The sequence below is a fragment of the Pseudoxanthomonas sp. LARHCG66 genome, from assembly GCF_052871755.1.
This window is the reverse complement of sequence record NZ_JBIXJW010000001.1, coordinates 864,048-879,436: the sequence shown is the minus strand read 5'-3', so window position 1 is coordinate 879,436 and position 15,389 is coordinate 864,048. Positions and strand designations below refer to the sequence as shown.

14 protein-coding genes are annotated in these 15,389 nt (G+C 67.8%); 11 read left to right on the top strand and 3 right to left on the bottom strand.

All coding sequences use genetic code 11. The annotated features are described in order from the left end of the window. The first annotated feature begins 182 nt into the window (after window positions 1-182). The 4 genes from ACIPRS_RS04200 (at window position 183) to ACIPRS_RS04185 (ending at window position 3,879) form a co-directional block, all read left to right on the top strand. Complete coding sequence (locus ACIPRS_RS04200; protein ID WP_185741982.1) at window positions 183-617, top strand: OsmC family protein; 435 nt, start codon at window positions 183-185, stop codon at window positions 615-617. A 5-nt stretch (window positions 618-622) separates the two neighbouring features. After that, window positions 623-1,309, top strand: a complete 687-nt coding sequence (locus ACIPRS_RS04195; protein ID WP_446538004.1) for an alpha/beta fold hydrolase — start codon at window positions 623-625, stop codon at window positions 1,307-1,309. Between the two features lie 69 nt (window positions 1,310-1,378). After that, window positions 1,379-2,062 (top strand): glycine zipper 2TM domain-containing protein, encoded by a 684-nt coding sequence (locus tag ACIPRS_RS04190; protein WP_446537609.1) that lies wholly within the window; start codon window positions 1,379-1,381, stop codon window positions 2,060-2,062. A 152-nt stretch (window positions 2,063-2,214) separates the two neighbouring features. After that, entirely contained in the window at window positions 2,215-3,879 is a 1,665-nt protein-coding gene (locus ACIPRS_RS04185; protein ID WP_446537608.1) for an amidohydrolase, read from the top strand. A gap of 155 nt (window positions 3,880-4,034) precedes the next feature. Here the strand turns inward: ACIPRS_RS04185 and ACIPRS_RS04180 are convergent, their stop codons facing one another. Continuing rightward, a complete protein-coding gene (locus ACIPRS_RS04180) occupies window positions 4,035-4,913 on the bottom strand; it encodes a PhzF family phenazine biosynthesis protein (protein WP_446537607.1) in 879 nt (292 codons plus the stop codon). Between the two features lie 29 nt (window positions 4,914-4,942). After that, complete coding sequence (locus tag ACIPRS_RS04175) at window positions 4,943-5,818, bottom strand: PhzF family phenazine biosynthesis protein (RefSeq protein ID WP_446537606.1); 876 nt, start codon at window positions 5,816-5,818, stop codon at window positions 4,943-4,945. Window positions 5,819-5,905: 87 nt separating this feature from the next. On the opposite strand from ACIPRS_RS04175, the gene ACIPRS_RS04170 reads away from it, so the two are divergent. The 5 genes from ACIPRS_RS04170 to ACIPRS_RS04150 all read left to right on the top strand — a co-directional run bounded on the left by ACIPRS_RS04170 (window position 5,906) and on the right by ACIPRS_RS04150 (window position 12,612). Continuing rightward, window positions 5,906-8,536 (top strand): bifunctional aspartate kinase/diaminopimelate decarboxylase, encoded by a 2,631-nt coding sequence (locus ACIPRS_RS04170; RefSeq protein ID WP_446537605.1) that lies wholly within the window; start codon window positions 5,906-5,908, stop codon window positions 8,534-8,536. Next, complete coding sequence (locus ACIPRS_RS04165) at window positions 8,520-9,014, top strand: hypothetical protein (RefSeq protein WP_446537604.1); 495 nt, start codon at window positions 8,520-8,522, stop codon at window positions 9,012-9,014. Before ACIPRS_RS04170 ends, ACIPRS_RS04165 begins: the two co-directional genes overlap by 17 nt. Continuing rightward, window positions 9,011-10,366: a UDP-N-acetyl-alpha-D-muramoyl-L-alanyl-L-glutamate epimerase gene (murL, locus tag ACIPRS_RS04160; RefSeq protein ID WP_446537603.1), complete on the top strand. Its 1,356-nt coding sequence runs from the start codon at window positions 9,011-9,013 to the stop codon at window positions 10,364-10,366. The genes ACIPRS_RS04165 and murL overlap by 4 nt, the downstream gene beginning before the upstream one ends. Next, on the top strand, window positions 10,347-11,750 hold the full coding sequence (murD, locus tag ACIPRS_RS04155) for a UDP-N-acetylmuramoyl-L-alanine--D-glutamate ligase (RefSeq protein ID WP_446537602.1): 1,404 nt from the start codon (window positions 10,347-10,349) through the stop codon (window positions 11,748-11,750). The genes murL and murD overlap by 20 nt, the downstream gene beginning before the upstream one ends. A 79-nt stretch (window positions 11,751-11,829) precedes the next feature. Further along, the gene (locus tag ACIPRS_RS04150) at window positions 11,830-12,612 is read left to right on the top strand and encodes a dienelactone hydrolase family protein (protein ID WP_446537601.1); all 783 of its coding nucleotides are present in this window, start codon (window positions 11,830-11,832) and stop codon (window positions 12,610-12,612) included. A gap of 13 nt (window positions 12,613-12,625) precedes the next feature. Here the strand turns inward: ACIPRS_RS04150 and ACIPRS_RS04145 are convergent, their stop codons facing one another. Next, on the bottom strand, window positions 12,626-13,624 hold the full coding sequence (locus ACIPRS_RS04145) for a polyprenyl synthetase family protein (RefSeq protein WP_337730402.1): 999 nt from the start codon (window positions 13,622-13,624) through the stop codon (window positions 12,626-12,628). Between the two features lie 153 nt (window positions 13,625-13,777). On the opposite strand from ACIPRS_RS04145, the gene ACIPRS_RS04140 reads away from it, so the two are divergent. Both ACIPRS_RS04140 and rfbB read left to right on the top strand, forming a co-directional pair. Continuing rightward, window positions 13,778-14,266: a single-stranded DNA-binding protein gene (locus ACIPRS_RS04140; protein WP_192200427.1), complete on the top strand. Its 489-nt coding sequence runs from the start codon at window positions 13,778-13,780 to the stop codon at window positions 14,264-14,266. A 61-nt stretch (window positions 14,267-14,327) separates the two neighbouring features. After that, window positions 14,328-15,383 (top strand): dTDP-glucose 4,6-dehydratase, encoded by a 1,056-nt coding sequence (gene rfbB / locus ACIPRS_RS04135; protein WP_446537600.1) that lies wholly within the window; start codon window positions 14,328-14,330, stop codon window positions 15,381-15,383. The last annotated feature ends 6 nt before the right edge of the window (window positions 15,384-15,389 follow it).

Genomic DNA, 15,389 nt, shown 5'->3' with positions numbered 1-15,389 from the left:
GGGTCGAAGGGCCGTCATGGCTGTCCGGGCTGAGCGCATCCCGTGAGCGGTGTCGCTCGGCGGGCGGTCATGGCGGGCGGTCAGCATCGGTGCGGCTGCCGGAGGGGTCAAGTCGCACTGCGGAACGCGGCGTGAACATCAGCGGGTGTACGCTGCGCGTCCCTTACCCGAGGAGCACGACCATGGCTTTGAAGCGTTATGCGGATGCGGTGTGGAACGGTGACCTGCAGTCCGGCAAAGGCAGCCTGAGCACGCCGCAGAGCGGCTTGTTCGAGGCGCAGAACTACTCCTTCAAGACGCGCTTCGGCGACGAGAAGGGCACCAACCCGGAGGAGCTGCTGGCGGTGGCGCATGCGGGCTGCTTCAGCATGGCGCTGTCGGCGGTGCTGGGGAAGGCGGGCTTCACGCCCGACAAGATCCAGACCCGTGCCGAGGCGACGATGGAGCCTGGCATGGATCCGGGCCCGACCGTCACCGGCATCAAGCTGACCGTATCGGCCAGCGTGCCGGGGATCAGCGCGGCGCAGTTCGAGGAGATCGCCCAGCAGGCGAAGGCGGGCTGCGTGATCTCCCGCGCACTGTCGGTGCCGGTGTCGCTGGAGGCCACGCTGCTTTGACGGCCGTGCGGGCTGCGCTGCTGGTGCATGGCGCCGGCGGCGGTGGCTGGGAATGGAACGTATGGCGTGGCGTGTTCGAGGCGGCGCGCCTCCGCGTGGAGGCGCCCGACCTTGAGCCAGTGCGCGGCGGACTGGCCGCGACGCGCCTGGAGGACTACCAGGTCCAGGTCTGCGCCGCGCTCGCAGGCCTGCCTCGGCCACGCGCGCTGGTCGGGGCGAGCCTCGGCGGCCTGCTGGCCCTGGGCGCTGCAGCGGACGCGGATGCCCTATTACTGGTCAATCCGTTGCCGCCTGCGCCGTGGCACGCCGGATTGCCCGCGCGCGACTGGCCCCACGTGGTGCCGTGGCGGCGCGATGCCCGGCTCGCCGGCACGCGCAGGGCGTTGCCCGGGACGGATGAGGCCACCGCGCTGTTCGCCTTCCGGCATTGGCGCGACGAATCCGGCGCGGTCCTGCGCGCGGCGCAGGGCGGTGTCGCACGGGCGCGTCCCGCGTGCCCGACGTTGTGCGTGGTGTCGCGACACGACGAAGACGTACCGCCGGAGACAGCCCGCGCCATGGCCGATGCCTGGGGCGCGGAAACATTGCAAACGCTTTCGGATTCGCACGTCGGGCCGCTGCTCGGGCGTGAGGCTGCCGGCATCGCCGCGCAAGCTGTCGAATGGCTAAACCGTGCATCGCCCGCCGCCTGAGTTCAGCCATGTTTCACCCGTCGCGCCCGAGCATGCCGGCACGCCACCCCGGCGTGGGGAGTACCCGACATGAAGCGTCTATCCGCCACCGTGCTGGCCATCGGCCTGCTGACCACGGGCATGGCGTCCGCGCAATCCTCGCGCTACTACGGCACCGAAGACCGTGACGGCGAGCAGCCCTATTACGACTATGCCCGCGTAGTCCGGGTGGATCCTGTCATCGACAGTGGGTACCGAAGCACCGGCGATGGTGAGCGATGCTATTACCGCGACGCCGACGACGTGTATGCGCGCGATGTCCGTCGCGACGATGTATACGACAACGGTGACTACCGTGACGTCTATGGACAGGACCGCTATGGCGACGACCGTCGCTACCCTGCCGGCGGCAACGGCTCGGGCCGCACCGTGGCCACGGTGATCGGCGGCATTGCCGGCGCGGTGCTCGGCAGCAAGGTGGGGGACGGCAGTGGCCGCTACGTCGGTACCGCTGTCGGTTCGATGGTCGGTGGCATGGCGGGCCGTTCTATCTACGACAGCGCCCAGCGCCATCGCCAGGTGCAGCGCGGCCGGGTACGGGTCTGCGATCCGGTACCGGTGAGCGACGGGCGCTACGGTGACGATTACTACGGCGACGGACGCGTCAACGGTTACGACGTGACCTACGAGTACGCCAACCGCACCTACCGGACGCGCACGGACCATCATCCCGGCGACCGCATCCGCATCCGCGTGGATGTCCGCCCCGAATGAGCGTGCAGGCGTGTCCGCTCAGCGGATGCCTCGCCCGGCAACGCAAATCAGTCGAAAACCGGAGGGGCCGCAAGGCCCCTCTTCCGTATCCGGGTTGCCGCAGTGCGCGCGAGACCGCATAGTCCGGCCGGTCACCAAACGGGGAGCGGGGTATGCGGCGTCTGGCATTGGGAATCGGATGTGTCCTGGCGCTGGCAGGTGCCGCGCAGGCGCAGGTGCAGGTATTGACGGCGACGCGCGTGCATACCTCCGATCCGGACCGCCCTGTTGTTGAGGCGCTGGCATGGGACGCCACGGGCCGCGTCCTGGCGGTGGGCGATGCCAAGGCGTTGCTCGCGCGGTATCCCGATGCGAAGCGCGTCGATGCGACCGGCAAGACCGTCATCCCCGGCCTGATCGACGCGCACGGCCATGTGATGGGGCTGGGCTATGCGCTGATGCGTGTCGATCTGGTCGATGCACGCGACAAGGCCGAGGTGATCGCGCGCCTGCGCGCGTACGAGAAACAGCTTCCACCCAACGCATGGCTGCTTGGCAGCGGCTGGGACCAGAACGACTGGCCGGAGAAGGCATTCCCGACAGCCGCCGACCTGGATGCGGCCTTCCCCGAGCGTCCCGTCTGGCTCGAGCGCGTGGATGGCCATGCCGGCTGGGCGAACAGCGCGGCGCTGCGCGCGGCGGCGGCCAAAACGGTGCGTCCGCTGGAAGGCGACTGGCAGCCGGACGGTGGGCGCATCGAGCGCATCGAGGGCAAGCCGAGCGGGGTGTTCGTGGATGCCGCGATGTCGCTGGTCCACGCCGTCGTTCCCGCGCCCGATACCGCGTACCGCCAACAGGCATTGGAGCAGGCGTTGCAGGCCGCAGTGCGCAATGGCCTGACCGGTGTGCACGACATGGGCGTGTCGCGCGAGGACCTGGCGCTGATGGTGCAGTTCGCCGATGAACAACGCCTGCCGCTGCGCATCGACGCGTATGCGGATGGGGATGGCGCCGCGCTTGCAGATCTTTGCGCGCGCGGCCCGTACGGCCATGCGGGTGGCCGACTGCAGATGCGCGGCGTGAAACTGTATGCCGATGGCGCGCTGGGCAGCCGCGGCGCTGCGTTGCTGGAGGACTACAGCGACGATCCCGGCAATCGGGGCCTGCTGGTGACCGAACCCGGCGCGCTGGAAGCCGCGATGCGCAAGGCGCACGGCTGTGGCGTGCAGGTGGCCACGCATGCGATCGGTGACCGTGGCAATCGCCTGGTGCTGGATGCCTACCAGCGCGTGCTGGGTGGCACGGCGAAGACGGACCGTCGCTGGCGCATCGAGCATGCGCAGGTCGTTGCGCCGGAGGAGTTCCCGCGCTTCGCCGAGCTTGGCGTGATCGCTTCGATGCAGCCCACGCACGCCACCTCCGACATGCCATGGGCGCAGGACCGGCTGGGTCCGGTACGCATCGCGGGCGCCTATGCGTGGCAGCGCATGCAGGCCAACGGCGTGAAGCTGGCGCTGGGTTCGGATTTTCCGGTGGAATCGGTTGACCCGCGGCGGGGTCTGCATGCGGCGGTGACACGGCAGGATGCGCACGGTCATCCTGCGGGCGGCTGGAGGGCGGCCGAACGCCTGAGTGCTGCGGAGGCGTTGCGGGGTTTCACCGCCGATGCCGCCTGGGCCGCGCATGACGAGCGCGACGTCGGGCGGCTCGCGCCGGGGTTCCGCGCGGACTTTGTTGTGCTGGACGAAGATCCGCTCGCGGTGCCGGGTGAGCAGCTGGATGACCTGCATGTGCGTTCGACGTGGGTCGATGGCAAACCGGTCTACGAAGTGAAGTAGACCGGCTTTCCTGTAGGAGCGACGTCAGTCGCGACCGCATGGCCAAAGTGGTTACAGATGCGCGGGTCGGGCGCGTTACTCCATTTCCGGGATTTCCTGCATGCCTCAGGCCATGCGGTCGCGACTGACGTCGGCCCTACGGGAGGCCGTGATCGCTACCAGTCGATGCGACCCGTCACGATGGTGCGCACGTGGCCGCCGGACCAGACGTCACCGGCCTCGTCCACGCGTAATTGCAGGCGAGCGTCGTAGCCGACTTCGCGGCCCTGGCTGACGATGTATTGTCCGTTGCGACCCGGCAATGCGTCGCGTGATGTCAGCCAGGCGGCCAGGGTCGCGTTGGCGGCGCCCGAGGCCGCATCCTCGAACGCGGCTGGCGCCCCCACGAAGGCGCGCACGGCGAGGTCATAGCCCTGGCCTCGCGCGCGCGCGTAGGCGCACACGCCCATGCTGTCGGTGGCGGTTGCCAGCGCGCTGATCGCGGTCCAGTCCGGCGCAGCGGCACGCAGCGCCGCCTCGTCACGGACTTCGGCCAGCCACCAGCGGCGTCCACCATCCATCAGGGCGGGAGGCAATCGGCCCGCAGGCAGGTTCGCGATGGCCGCTCGCAGTACCTCGTCGCCGTGCGTGTCCCCTGTTTTCACCACGTGGGCACGGGGCGTGCGTACCGCGATGGTGCGGCCGGCAGCATCGTCTTCGACACGCAGCGGCAGCAGGCCGGCCACGCCCTCCTGCACCAGCAGGCCATCGATGGGCGTCGCCAGTCCGGCATCGAGCACGACATGCGCCGTGCCCACGCTCGGGTGGCCGGCGAATGGCACCTCGCGGCGCGGGCTGAACATGCGTACGGCGTAGCTCGCACCCGGTTGCGTGGGCGCGAACACGAAGGTTGTTTCCGGCAAGCGTGTCCAGCGGGCAATGGCCTGCATGGCTGCATCGTCCAGTCCGGCGGCATCGAGCACGACGGCCAGGGGATTGCCGGCGCCAGGGCGGTCGGCGAACACGTCCAGCTGGACGTAACGGCGAGAAGTCATGTCGGGGTTTCGCGTGGGGGCCGCGCAGCTTACCAAGTCACCTGGCCATCGATGACCAACTGCACCTGACCGCCGATCCAGACATGGCTCTCGTCGTCCACCTGCACCCGGACGCGGCCGTCTCGCCCCAGTTCGCGGCCCTGGCTGGCCAGATAGCATCCCGAGTCGCCGGGCAACGCGCCTGCGGCGTGCAGCGCGGCGGCGATGCAGGCGTTGACACTGCCGGTCACCGGGTCTTCCGGAATGTTGTCGGCAGGGCAGAACGCGCGCACGGCGAGGTGGTGGTCGCTGCCGGGTGGCGTCCGGCCGAACACGGACAGGCCCACCGCGCCCGTGGCCGTGGTCAATGCAGCGATCGCGGCAAGATCGGGCACCAGGTGTCGCACGGCTGCGGCGTCCTCCAGCTCCACGAGCCACCAAGAAGGTCCGTTGTTCCACAGCCCGGGGCGGAGGCCCGCAATCGGGAGTGATGAAAGGACGGCATCCAGGGCAGGGAGCGGCGGCGTCTCGACCAGATGCGCTTGCGGCGTCCTCAGTTGAATCATGGGTTGAGGGCCGCTGTCGTCGATCCGGACGGGCAACAACCCCGCGGCGCATTCCTGCACCAGGCGGTCGGATGCGGTGACCAGGCCGGCCTGCAGCGCGACCCATGCCGCACCCACACTGGGGTGACCGGCGAACGGGAGTTCCTGCCGGGGGGTGAAGATGCGGATGCGGTAACTGGCGTCGGGCGTCGTCGGCGGCAGGAAGAAGATGGTCTCGGACAAGTTCGTCCAGGCCGCGAACGCCTGCATGCGGGAGGTGGCCCAGTCGGCCGCATCCAGCACCACACCCAGCGGGTTGCCGCCGCCAGGACGGTCGGCGAACACGTCGACCTGCAGGTAGCGGTGGGAGGTTCGTTGCATGCGGTACGGTCCGGTCCTGCGCGGAGGCTTCGGCTAGAATCGACGGTTCACGCCCGAAGGGTTCGGGCATCCCTCGCCATTCTACCCATGCCCTCTGCCTCCCCCGCGTCTGATCGTTGGATTGTTCTCAAGTTTGGCGGCACCTCGGTGTCGCGTCGCCACCGCTGGAACACGATCGGCGCGCTGGCGAAAAAACGCGCGGAAGAAAATGATGCCCGCATCCTGGTGGTGGTGTCGGCCCTGTCCGGCGTCACCAACGAACTGACCGCGATTGCCGATGGTGCGACGGACAGCGCGGAGCGCGTGGCGAAGCTGGAACAGCGCCACCGCGAGTTCCTCGCCGAACTTGAGCTCGATGCGGAGGCCGTGCTGGGCGATCGCCTCGCCGCGCTGCGCAACCTGCTGGCCGATTCGCGTGCCGCCGGCCGTGCGCTGGACTGGCAGGCCGAGGTGCTGGGGCAGGGCGAACTGCTGTCCTCCACGCTGGGCGCGGCCTACCTGCGCGCGCAGGGGCTGGACTTCGGCTGGGTCGATGCGCGCCACTGGCTGCAGGCCAACTTCCTGCCCAACCAGAGCCCGTGGGCGCAGCGGCTGTCGGTGTCGTGCAACACCGCGCCCGACCAGGACTGGCGCCGCGCGTTCGCGGGGCAGTCCAGCCGCATGCTGCTGACGCAGGGCTTCATCTCGCGGCATGCCGATGGCGGTACCGCCATCCTCGGTCGTGGAGGCTCGGACACGTCGGCGGCGTACTTCGGTGCGCTGCTCGGTGCGCAGCGCGTGGAAATCTGGACGGACGTGCCCGGCATGTTCAGCGCCAATCCGCGCGAAGTGCCCGACGCGCGCCTGCTGACGCGCCTGGACTACTACGAGGCCCAGGAAATCGCGACCACCGGTGCCAAGGTGCTGCATCCGCGCTCGATCAAGCCGTGCCGCGATGCTGGCGTGGCGATGGCGATCCTGGATACGGAGCGCCCCGATCTTCCCGGCACCACCATCGATGGCAGCGCTATCACGGTGCCCGGCGTGAAGGCGGTCAGCCGCCGCAACGGCATCGTGCTGGTGTCGATGGAAGGCATCGGCATGTGGCAGCAGGTGGGCTTCCTGGCCGACGTGTTCGCCCGCTTCAAGAAGCACGGCCTGTCGGTGGACCTGATCGGTTCGTCGGAGACCAACGTCACCGTGTCGCTGGACCCCAGCGAGAACCTGGTCAATACCGACGTGCTGGCCGCGCTTTCCGCCGACCTGGCCGAGATCTGCCGGGTGAAGGTGATCGCGCCGTGCACGGCGATCACCCTGGTCGGCCGGGGCATGCGCTCGCTGCTGCACAAGCTGTCGGACGTGTGGGCGATGTTCGGCCGTGAACGCGTGCACTTGATCTCGCAGTCGTCGAACGACCTGAACCTGACGTTCGTGATCGATGAAGCGGACGCGGAGGGCCTGTTGCCCGTGCTGCACGAGGCGCTGATCGACAGTGGCGCGATGCCGACCGACGAAGCCAGCGTGTTCGGCCCCAGCTGGCGCGAGATCAACGGCGCCGTGCGTCATCGTGGCGTGCGCTGGTGGAGTGCCGCCGCAGCGCGTGCACGACTGCTTTCGCTCGCGCAGGCGGGCACGCCGCGCTATGCGTACAACCTGGATGTCGTGCGTGCCCGAGCGCGCGCACTGGCCGGCATCGGCGCGGTGGATCGGCGCTTCTTCGCGATCAAGGCCAACTCGCATCCGGCCATCCTGCGCGCGCTGGTGGAGGAAGGGTTCGGGCTGGAGTGCGTGTCGCGCGGCGAACTGGAGCATGTGTTCGAGGTGGCGCCGACGCTCGCCATGCAGGATGTGCTGTTCACGCCGAGCTTCGCGCCACGCGAGGAGTACGCGTTTGCGCTCGACAAGGGCATCAACGTCACCCTCGACAATGTCGAGGCGCTGCAGCAGTGGCCGGAGGTCTTCCGGGGGCATCGCGTGTGGTTGCGCGTGGACCTGGGGCGCGGCGACGGCCACCACGACAAGGTGAAGACCGGGGGCAAGACATCGAAGTTCGGCCTGCCCCTGGTGAAGCTCGAGGAGTTCCTGGCCGCCGCCCGTGCGCTCGATGTGCGCGTGACTGGCCTGCACGCGCACCTGGGCAGTGGCGTGGAGAGCGCGCAGCACTGGAACCAGATCGCGGACGAGCTTGGCGGACTGGCCGATCAGATCGGCACCATCGAGACCATCGACATCGGTGGCGGACTGCCCATCCCGTATGCCGAGACGGACGAACCCTTCGATCTCGCGGCATGGGGTGAAGGCCTTGCCGCGATCAAGGCGGCGTACCCGGCATATCAGTTGGTGATCGAGCCGGGCCGCTACCTGGTGGCGGAATCCGGCGTACTGCTGGCGCATGTGACGCAGGTGGTGGAGAAGCTGGGCATCCGGCGAGTGGGCAGTGATGCCGGCATGCACACCCTGATCCGGCCAGCGCTGTACGACGCCTGGCACGATGTGGGCAACCTGTCGCGGCTGGACGACGAAGCGCAGGAACCCTTCGATGTGGTGGGCCCGATCTGCGAGTCGAGCGACGTGTTCGGCAAGCGTCGCCGGCTGCCCTCGGCGACGGCGGAAGGCGACGTACTCCTGTTCTCGGACGCAGGAGCGTACGGCTACGTGATGGCGAGCCACTACAACCTGCGTGGGTTGCCGGCTGAAGACGTGATCGAAGGAATGGCAGGCGATGACGCCGCGCACTGAGTTCACCCTGCTCAGCATGCTGATGGCGGCGGCGGTGCTGGTCGGCGTGCTGCTGCTCATGGACGCTGATCGGCGCGCCCCCGGCGTGCGCGACGTGCTGTCCGCGCTGAGGTTCGCGCCCGCCGCTTTGCTGGCGACAGGTGCGGGGACATGGTTCGTCACCCGCTGGCACGCGCGCGCCAGGTCGGTGGGACGCGACTGGAAGCCCGGTGGCATGACGCTGCGCACGTTGCTGGTGGTGTTCCTGCTGTTCCCGGTCTCGCTGGCGGCCTGGGCCATGGTCGCCCTGGGCGTCGACCAGATCATGGCCGATGCGCCTGGCGCCATGGGCGACGCCATGGGCTGGTTGCCGGTCATCGTGTTTTACGGTTCGCTGGCCGCGCTGCTGTTCGGTGCCGTGCCCGCTTTCATCCTTGAATATTTTGCCTGTCGCCGCTTCCTGCGCCGGCAGGCGGTGCTTTCCACGGGTCACGCATGACGACTTTCGACAAATCCAGCATCCGCGTCTTCCGCTTTGTCCGCTGTTCCTTCGATGCGGAGACGGGCGTCGCGCGCCTGGTCTATGCCTTCGACGAAGGTCCTGAGCTGACCGAGACCGTTACCGTTCCCGGCGCACCCTTCACCTTGGACGCGACCCGCTCGCGCGCCGTCGAGCAGGCTGTCCGCCTGCTGCACCTGATCACCGGCGTCAGCTACTACAAGGCGGCGGTGCCCAATGAAATCCGGATCGACGGCTATGCCATCGACGCAGCCACGGCAGTGCTGCTGGAGCAGGTGTACGTACACGGGCTGGGCGAATTCGCGTACCGCAACGGGCTGAGCCTGCACGGCCGCGTGCGCTTTCCCGTCGGCGCACAGACGCCGGCTCCCGCTGCCGCCACGGGCCTGCGCGAGCATGCGCTGGTCGCCATCGGCGGCGGCAAGGATTCGCTGGTCAGCATCGAGGCGCTGCGGGGTGCCGGCATCGACCAGACGGTGACCTGGATCGGTGGCTCGCAGCTGATCGCAGCCTGCGCGGCGCGTACCGGCCTGCCGACGCTCAACATCGGCCGCGCGCTGGCGCCGGAGTTGTTCGACTACAACCGACAGGGGGCGTGGAATGGGCATATCCCGGTCACCGCGATCAACTCGGCCATCATGGTGCTGGCCGCGCTGCTGCAGGGCGTGGACCAGGTGGTGTTCTCCAACGAGCGCTCGGCCAGCTACGGCAGCATGATCCCCGGCACGGGCGAAGTGAACCACCAATGGTCGAAGGGGTGGGCGTTCGAGCGGGCGTTCGGCGACTTCGTGCAATCGCATGTCGCCGCCGACCTGCATTACTACTCGTTGTTGCGCCCACTGTCGGAGCTGGCGGTGGCGCGGCAGTTCGCGCGTACCGATCACTACGATGCCCATTTTTCCAGCTGCAACCGCAATTTCCACCTGCTGGGCGAGCGCCCGACCAATCGCTGGTGCGGTGTCTGCCCGAAATGCCATTTCGTGTTCCTCGCGCTGGCGCCTTTCATGCCCAAGCCGCGACTGGTCGGCATCTTCGGACGCAACCTGCTCGATGACGCGAACCAGACGGGTGGCTTCGATGCCTTGTTGGAGTACCAGGACCACAAGCCGTTCGAATGCGTCGGCGAAGGCCAGGAATCGCGCGCGGCGATGGCCGTGCTGGGCGATCGGCCGGAATGGCGCGAGGACGTGATCGTGGCGCGCTTCAATCATGAGATCCGCCCGCAGCTGGATGCCGCAGCGCTGGCGGTGGCCCCGTTGCTGGAGATCGGCCGCGAGCACCGCATTCCGGCCGCGCTGTGGGAGCGCCTGCGTGCGAATTTCGCAGCTTGAGGGTCGACGTGTCGCTCTGTGGGGATGGGGGCGCGAGGGTCGCGCCGCCCATCACGCCGTGCGATCACGGTTGCCGTCGCTGCCGTTGACGCTGTTCTGCAACGAAGCGGAGGCGGCGGAAGCGACCGCGCTGGGCGACCGCCAGCTATCCGTGGAAACGCACGCGACGGGCGAGCGGCTTTCTGCGTTCGACATCGTCATCAAGTCGCCGGGCATCAGCCCGTATGCACCCATCGCGCGTTCGGCAACGGAAGCGGGAACGCGCTTTGTGGGCGGCACCAGCCTCTGGTTCGCCGAGCATGCGCAGGCCGACGGTATCGTCGCGCACTCGATATGTGTCACCGGCACCAAGGGCAAGAGCACCACGACGTCGCTGCTCGCGCACCTGTTGCGTGCAGCCGGGCATCGCACCGCGCTCGCGGGCAATATCGGCCTGCCGTTGCTGGAAGTCCTGGAACCACAGCCCGCGCCGGACTACTGGGCGATCGAGCTGTCCAGTTACCAGACGGGTGATGTCGTCGCCAGCGATGCCCGCCCCGACATCGCCATCGTGCTGAACCTGTTCCCGGAGCACCTGGATTGGCATGGCAGCGAGGCGCGCTACATCGAAGACAAGCTGAAGCTGGTCACCGGCGCGCACCCCCGTGTCGCGGTGCTGAACGCCGCCGATCCCCGCCTGGCGGCCCTCTCGCTGCCGCGAAGCGACGTGCACTGGTTCAACCATGCCGACGGCTGGCACCTGCGCGAAGATGCGCTGTACCGGGGCGACGCCTTCGTGATGGACACCCGGCCGTTGCCGTTGCCCGGGCGACACAATCGCAGCAACCTCTGCGCGGTGCTGACAGCGCTGGAGGCGGCGGGCATCGAGGCGCTGCCGCTCGCGGCGCATGCAAGTTCATTCCGCCCTCTACCCAATCGTCTGCAGACGATGGGCACCCGCGCAGGCATCACCTGGGTCAACGATTCCATCAGCACCACGCCGCATGCCACGCTGGCGGCGCTGGAGTGCTTCGCCGGCCGGCGCATCGCGTTGCTGGTCGGTGGTCATGACCGTGGCGTGGACTGGTCGGATTTCGCGGCGCTCATGCGTGTGCAGGCACCGCACGCGATCATCACGATGGGCGCGAATGGCCCGCGTATCCATGCGCTGCTGGCGGCGGTCGCAGCTGAGGGTGGTTTCAGCCTGGCAGGCGTGGAGACCTTGCCGGAGGCCGTCGCCGCCGCACGCGCGGCGCTGGACGGCGACGGCGTCGTCCTGCTGTCGCCCGGCGCACCGAGCTTCGGCCAGTATCGGGATTACGTGGCACGCGGACGGCATTTCGCGGAACTGGCGGGCTTCGATCCCGACGACATCACGGCCATTCCCGGCCTCGGTATCGCCTGAGCGCGACCGCGCACGCGCCGTCAAGCCCGGCGCGCAGGGGCGGCGTACACTGCGTCTGAACCCCGACGAGGAGTCGACGATGCGCCGCATCCCGCTGTTGCCGTGCCTGCTGTTTCTCCTGTGGTCCCCCTCGCTGCTGGCTGCCCCTGTCGCCGCGCCGGTCGACTGGACCCTCGGTGGCGATACTTTTTCGGGCTACCTCGTCTACGACGACAGCGTGAAGCAGCCACGCCCGGGTCTGGTGATGGTGCCGAACTGGAAGGGCGTCAACGCGTCCGCGATCGAGAAGGCACACGTGGTCGCCGGCGATGACTATGTGGTGCTGGTTGCCGATGTCTACGGCAAGGGCATCCGCCCGGATACGGATGCCGAGGCTGGTCCCGTCGCCAACGCGATGCGCGCCGATCGTCCGAAACTTCGCGCCCGCATACGGAAGGCGGTCGAGGTGCTGCGGCAGCAGCCGGCCACGCTGGTGGACCGCGCCCGCATCGGTGCGTTCGGCTACTGTTTCGGTGGCAGCACGGTGCTGGAGCTGGTACGTGCCGGCGATGCACTGGCAGGTGTCGTCAGCTTGCATGGTGGGCTGGCGACCGACCTGCCGGCGGCCGGGCCGGTGAAGTCGCCGGTGCTGGTGCTCAACGGAGGCGACGATACCTACGTGTCGGCCGCGGAGATCTCCGCTTTCCAGGACGAGATGCGCAAGGCCGGTGCCGATTGGCAGTTCGTGAACTTCAGCGGCGCGGTGCACTGCTTCGCCGAAGCCGATGCCCGGAATCCGCCGGGCTGTGTCTACCACGAGCGCTCGGCCAGGCGGGCCTACCGGATGATGGCGGACTTCTTCGCAGAGGTATTCGCGAAGTGACGCGCCGCGCGGGTCAGTGTCCGCGCTCCACGGCGTAACGCGCCAGGCCGCGCAGGGCCGCCAGGGCATCGGATTCGGGCAGGCCATGGAGCGCCTGTTCGGCCGCCGCCGCATACTGGTTCGCGCGCTCGCGGCTGTATTCCAGTCCACCCGTGGCGCCGATGGCGGCCAGGACGTCGGGCATCGCATCGGCATCACCGGACTGCACGACGGCGCGCAGGCGTTCCGACGTCGCGGGGTCGGAGTGGCGTATCGCATGGATCAACGGCAGCGTCGCCTTGCCTTCCGCCAGGTCGTCGCCGAGATTCTTGCCTAGGGCTTCGGCATCGGCGGTGTAATCCAGGACGTCGTCGGCGATCTGGAAGGCGTAGCCCAGCGCCATGCCGTAGTCGTACAGGCGGCGTTGCGTGGCCACATCCGCGCCCGACGCCATCGCGCCCAGTTGCGTGCCCGCCGCGAACAGCACGGCGGTCTTGCGCTCGATCACGCGCAGGTAGGCCGCTTCGTCCGTATCCGGGTTGTGGACGTGCAGCAGTTGCAGTACTTCGCCCTCGGCGATCCGGTTGGTGGTGTCGGCCAGCAGGCGCATCACGTCCATACGGTCCAGTTCCACCATCAACTGGAAGCTGCGCGAGTACAGGAAATCGCCCACCAGCACGCTGGGCGCATTGCCCCACAGGGCATTGGCCGTGCTGCGGCCACGGCGCAGGTCGGATTCGTCCACCACATCGTCGTGCAGCAGGGTGGAGGTGTGGATGAACTCGATGATCGCCGCCAGCTGGTGGTGGTTTGGCGTGGTCGGGCCGCAGGCCTGGCCGGCCAGGACCACCAGCATGGGGCGCAGGCGCTTGCCACCGGCGGAAATGATGTGGTCGGCGATCTGGTTGATCAGCGCTACGTCCGAGGCCAGGCGCGCCCGGATCAGGGCGTCCACGGATGCCATGTCGGCGTGGGCGAGCGACTGGATGCCGGGCAGGGCCAGCGCGATGCGGGGGGATTCGACGACGGACATGGGACGAGGGGCCGGGAAGTCACTGAATTATAGGGGCTTGGCTGCGGCAATGCCCTACATGTGAGCTGGCGGAAAGCCGATGGCCGGGGTCCGGCAGGTATACTCCACTGGTCTTTGCCCGCGCTTGGCGGGCATCCCTGAACGGATATCGATATGGCCCGCGGCATCAACAAAGTCATCCTGGTCGGCAACCTCGGCAACGACCCCGAAACCCGATACACGCAGGGCGGCATGGCGATCACACGGATCAGCCTCGCCACGACCAGCGTGCGCAAGGACAAGGACGGCAACCAGCAGGAGCGCACCGAATGGCACCGCGTGGTGTTCTTCGGCAAGCTCGGCGAGATCGCCGGCGAGTACCTGCGCAAGGGCAGCTCGGTGTACGTCGAAGGCTCGCTGCGTTACGACAAGTACACCGGCCAGGATGGCCAGGAGAAATATTCGACCGACATCATTGCCGACGAGATGCAGATGCTCGGTGGTCGCGAAGGTGGCGGTGGAGCGGGCGGCGGAGACCGTCCGGCCCGCGCACCGCGACAGGACTACGGCAACCAGGGCGGCGGACAGCGTCGTCCTGCGCCGGCTCCGGCATCCCAGCCGGCGCCGATGGATGACTTTGCGGATGATGATATTCCGTTCTGAGGCATGGTGATTCTCGAACGGTAGTGACGTAAACACAGTACTGGATATATAGGAGCAACACGTGCCCACATGGCTTGTCACCGGCGGTGCCGGTTTCATCGGGGGAAATTTCGTCCTGCGCGCGGTCGCGCAGGGAGTGAAGGTAGTCAATCTGGACGCACTGACGTACGCGGGCAACCTCGATACGCTGGCGTCGATCAAGGACAGTCCCCTGCATGTGTTTGCGCACGGCGATATCGGTGATCGTTCGCTGGTGACGCGATTGCTTGCCGAGCACACGCCGGATGCGGTGGTGAACTTCGCCGCTGAGAGCCATGTGGATCGTTCCATCGACGGCCCCGGAGCATTCATCCAGACCAACGTGGTGGGCACGCTGGGTCTGCTCGAATCCGTCAGGGATTACTGGAAGTCGCTTGACGTCGAGCGTCGCGAGTCCTTCCGGTTCCTCCACGTCTCCACCGACGAGGTGTATGGATCGCTGGGGGATACCGGCCAGTTCACGGAGACGACGCCCTACGCACCGAACTCGCCCTACTCGGCATCGAAGGCCGCATCCGACCATCTCGTGCGTGCGTTCCACCATACATACGGACTGCCGGTACTGACCACCAATTGTTCGAACAACTATGGTCCGTACCATTTTCCCGAGAAACTGATTCCCCTGATCATCGCTCGCGCCCTCGCTGGTGAGCCGTTGCCGGTGTATGGGGATGGCAAGAATGTCCGCGACTGGCTGTTCGTGGGCGACCACTGCAATGCCATTCGCACGGTGCTCCAGAAGGGGCGGGTAGGCGAGACCTACAACGTCGGCGGCAATGCGGAGAAGCAAAACATCGACGTCGTGCACACGATCTGCGCATTGCTGGATGCCCGCGTGCCCCGGGGCGACGGTCAGCCACGCAGCAGCCAGATCACCTTCGTCACCGACCGGCCAGGCCATGATCGACGCTATGCGATCGACGCGTCCAAGCTGCGCGACGAGCTGGGATGGGAGCCGGAATACACCTTCGAGCAGGGCATAGGCGAAACCGTCGACTGGTACCTGTCCAACCAGGATTGGGTGCGGCGCGTGCTGGATGGCAGCTACCGCCTCGAGCGCATCGGCGCCGCCGCCTGAACCGGG

Coding starts and splice junctions, on each gene's coding strand:
- ACIPRS_RS04150 (WP_446537601.1), top strand. CDS start 11,830: ATGCGCCGCATCCCGCTGTTGCCGTGCCTGCTGTTTCTCCTGTGGTCC.
- ACIPRS_RS04170 (WP_446537605.1), top strand. CDS start 5,906: ATGCCCTCTGCCTCCCCCGCGTCTGATCGTTGGATTGTTCTCAAGTTT.
- murL (WP_446537603.1), top strand. CDS start 9,011: ATGACGACTTTCGACAAATCCAGCATCCGCGTCTTCCGCTTTGTCCGC.
- ACIPRS_RS04180 (WP_446537607.1), bottom strand. CDS start 4,913: ATGACTTCTCGCCGTTACGTCCAGCTGGACGTGTTCGCCGACCGCCCT.
- ACIPRS_RS04190 (WP_446537609.1), top strand. CDS start 1,379: ATGAAGCGTCTATCCGCCACCGTGCTGGCCATCGGCCTGCTGACCACG.
- ACIPRS_RS04200 (WP_185741982.1), top strand. CDS start 183: ATGGCTTTGAAGCGTTATGCGGATGCGGTGTGGAACGGTGACCTGCAG.
- ACIPRS_RS04145 (WP_337730402.1), bottom strand. CDS start 13,624: ATGTCCGTCGTCGAATCCCCCCGCATCGCGCTGGCCCTGCCCGGCATC.
- ACIPRS_RS04185 (WP_446537608.1), top strand. CDS start 2,215: ATGCGGCGTCTGGCATTGGGAATCGGATGTGTCCTGGCGCTGGCAGGT.
- ACIPRS_RS04175 (WP_446537606.1), bottom strand. CDS start 5,818: ATGCAACGAACCTCCCACCGCTACCTGCAGGTCGACGTGTTCGCCGAC.
- ACIPRS_RS04140 (WP_192200427.1), top strand. CDS start 13,778: ATGGCCCGCGGCATCAACAAAGTCATCCTGGTCGGCAACCTCGGCAAC.
- ACIPRS_RS04165 (WP_446537604.1), top strand. CDS start 8,520: ATGACGCCGCGCACTGAGTTCACCCTGCTCAGCATGCTGATGGCGGCG.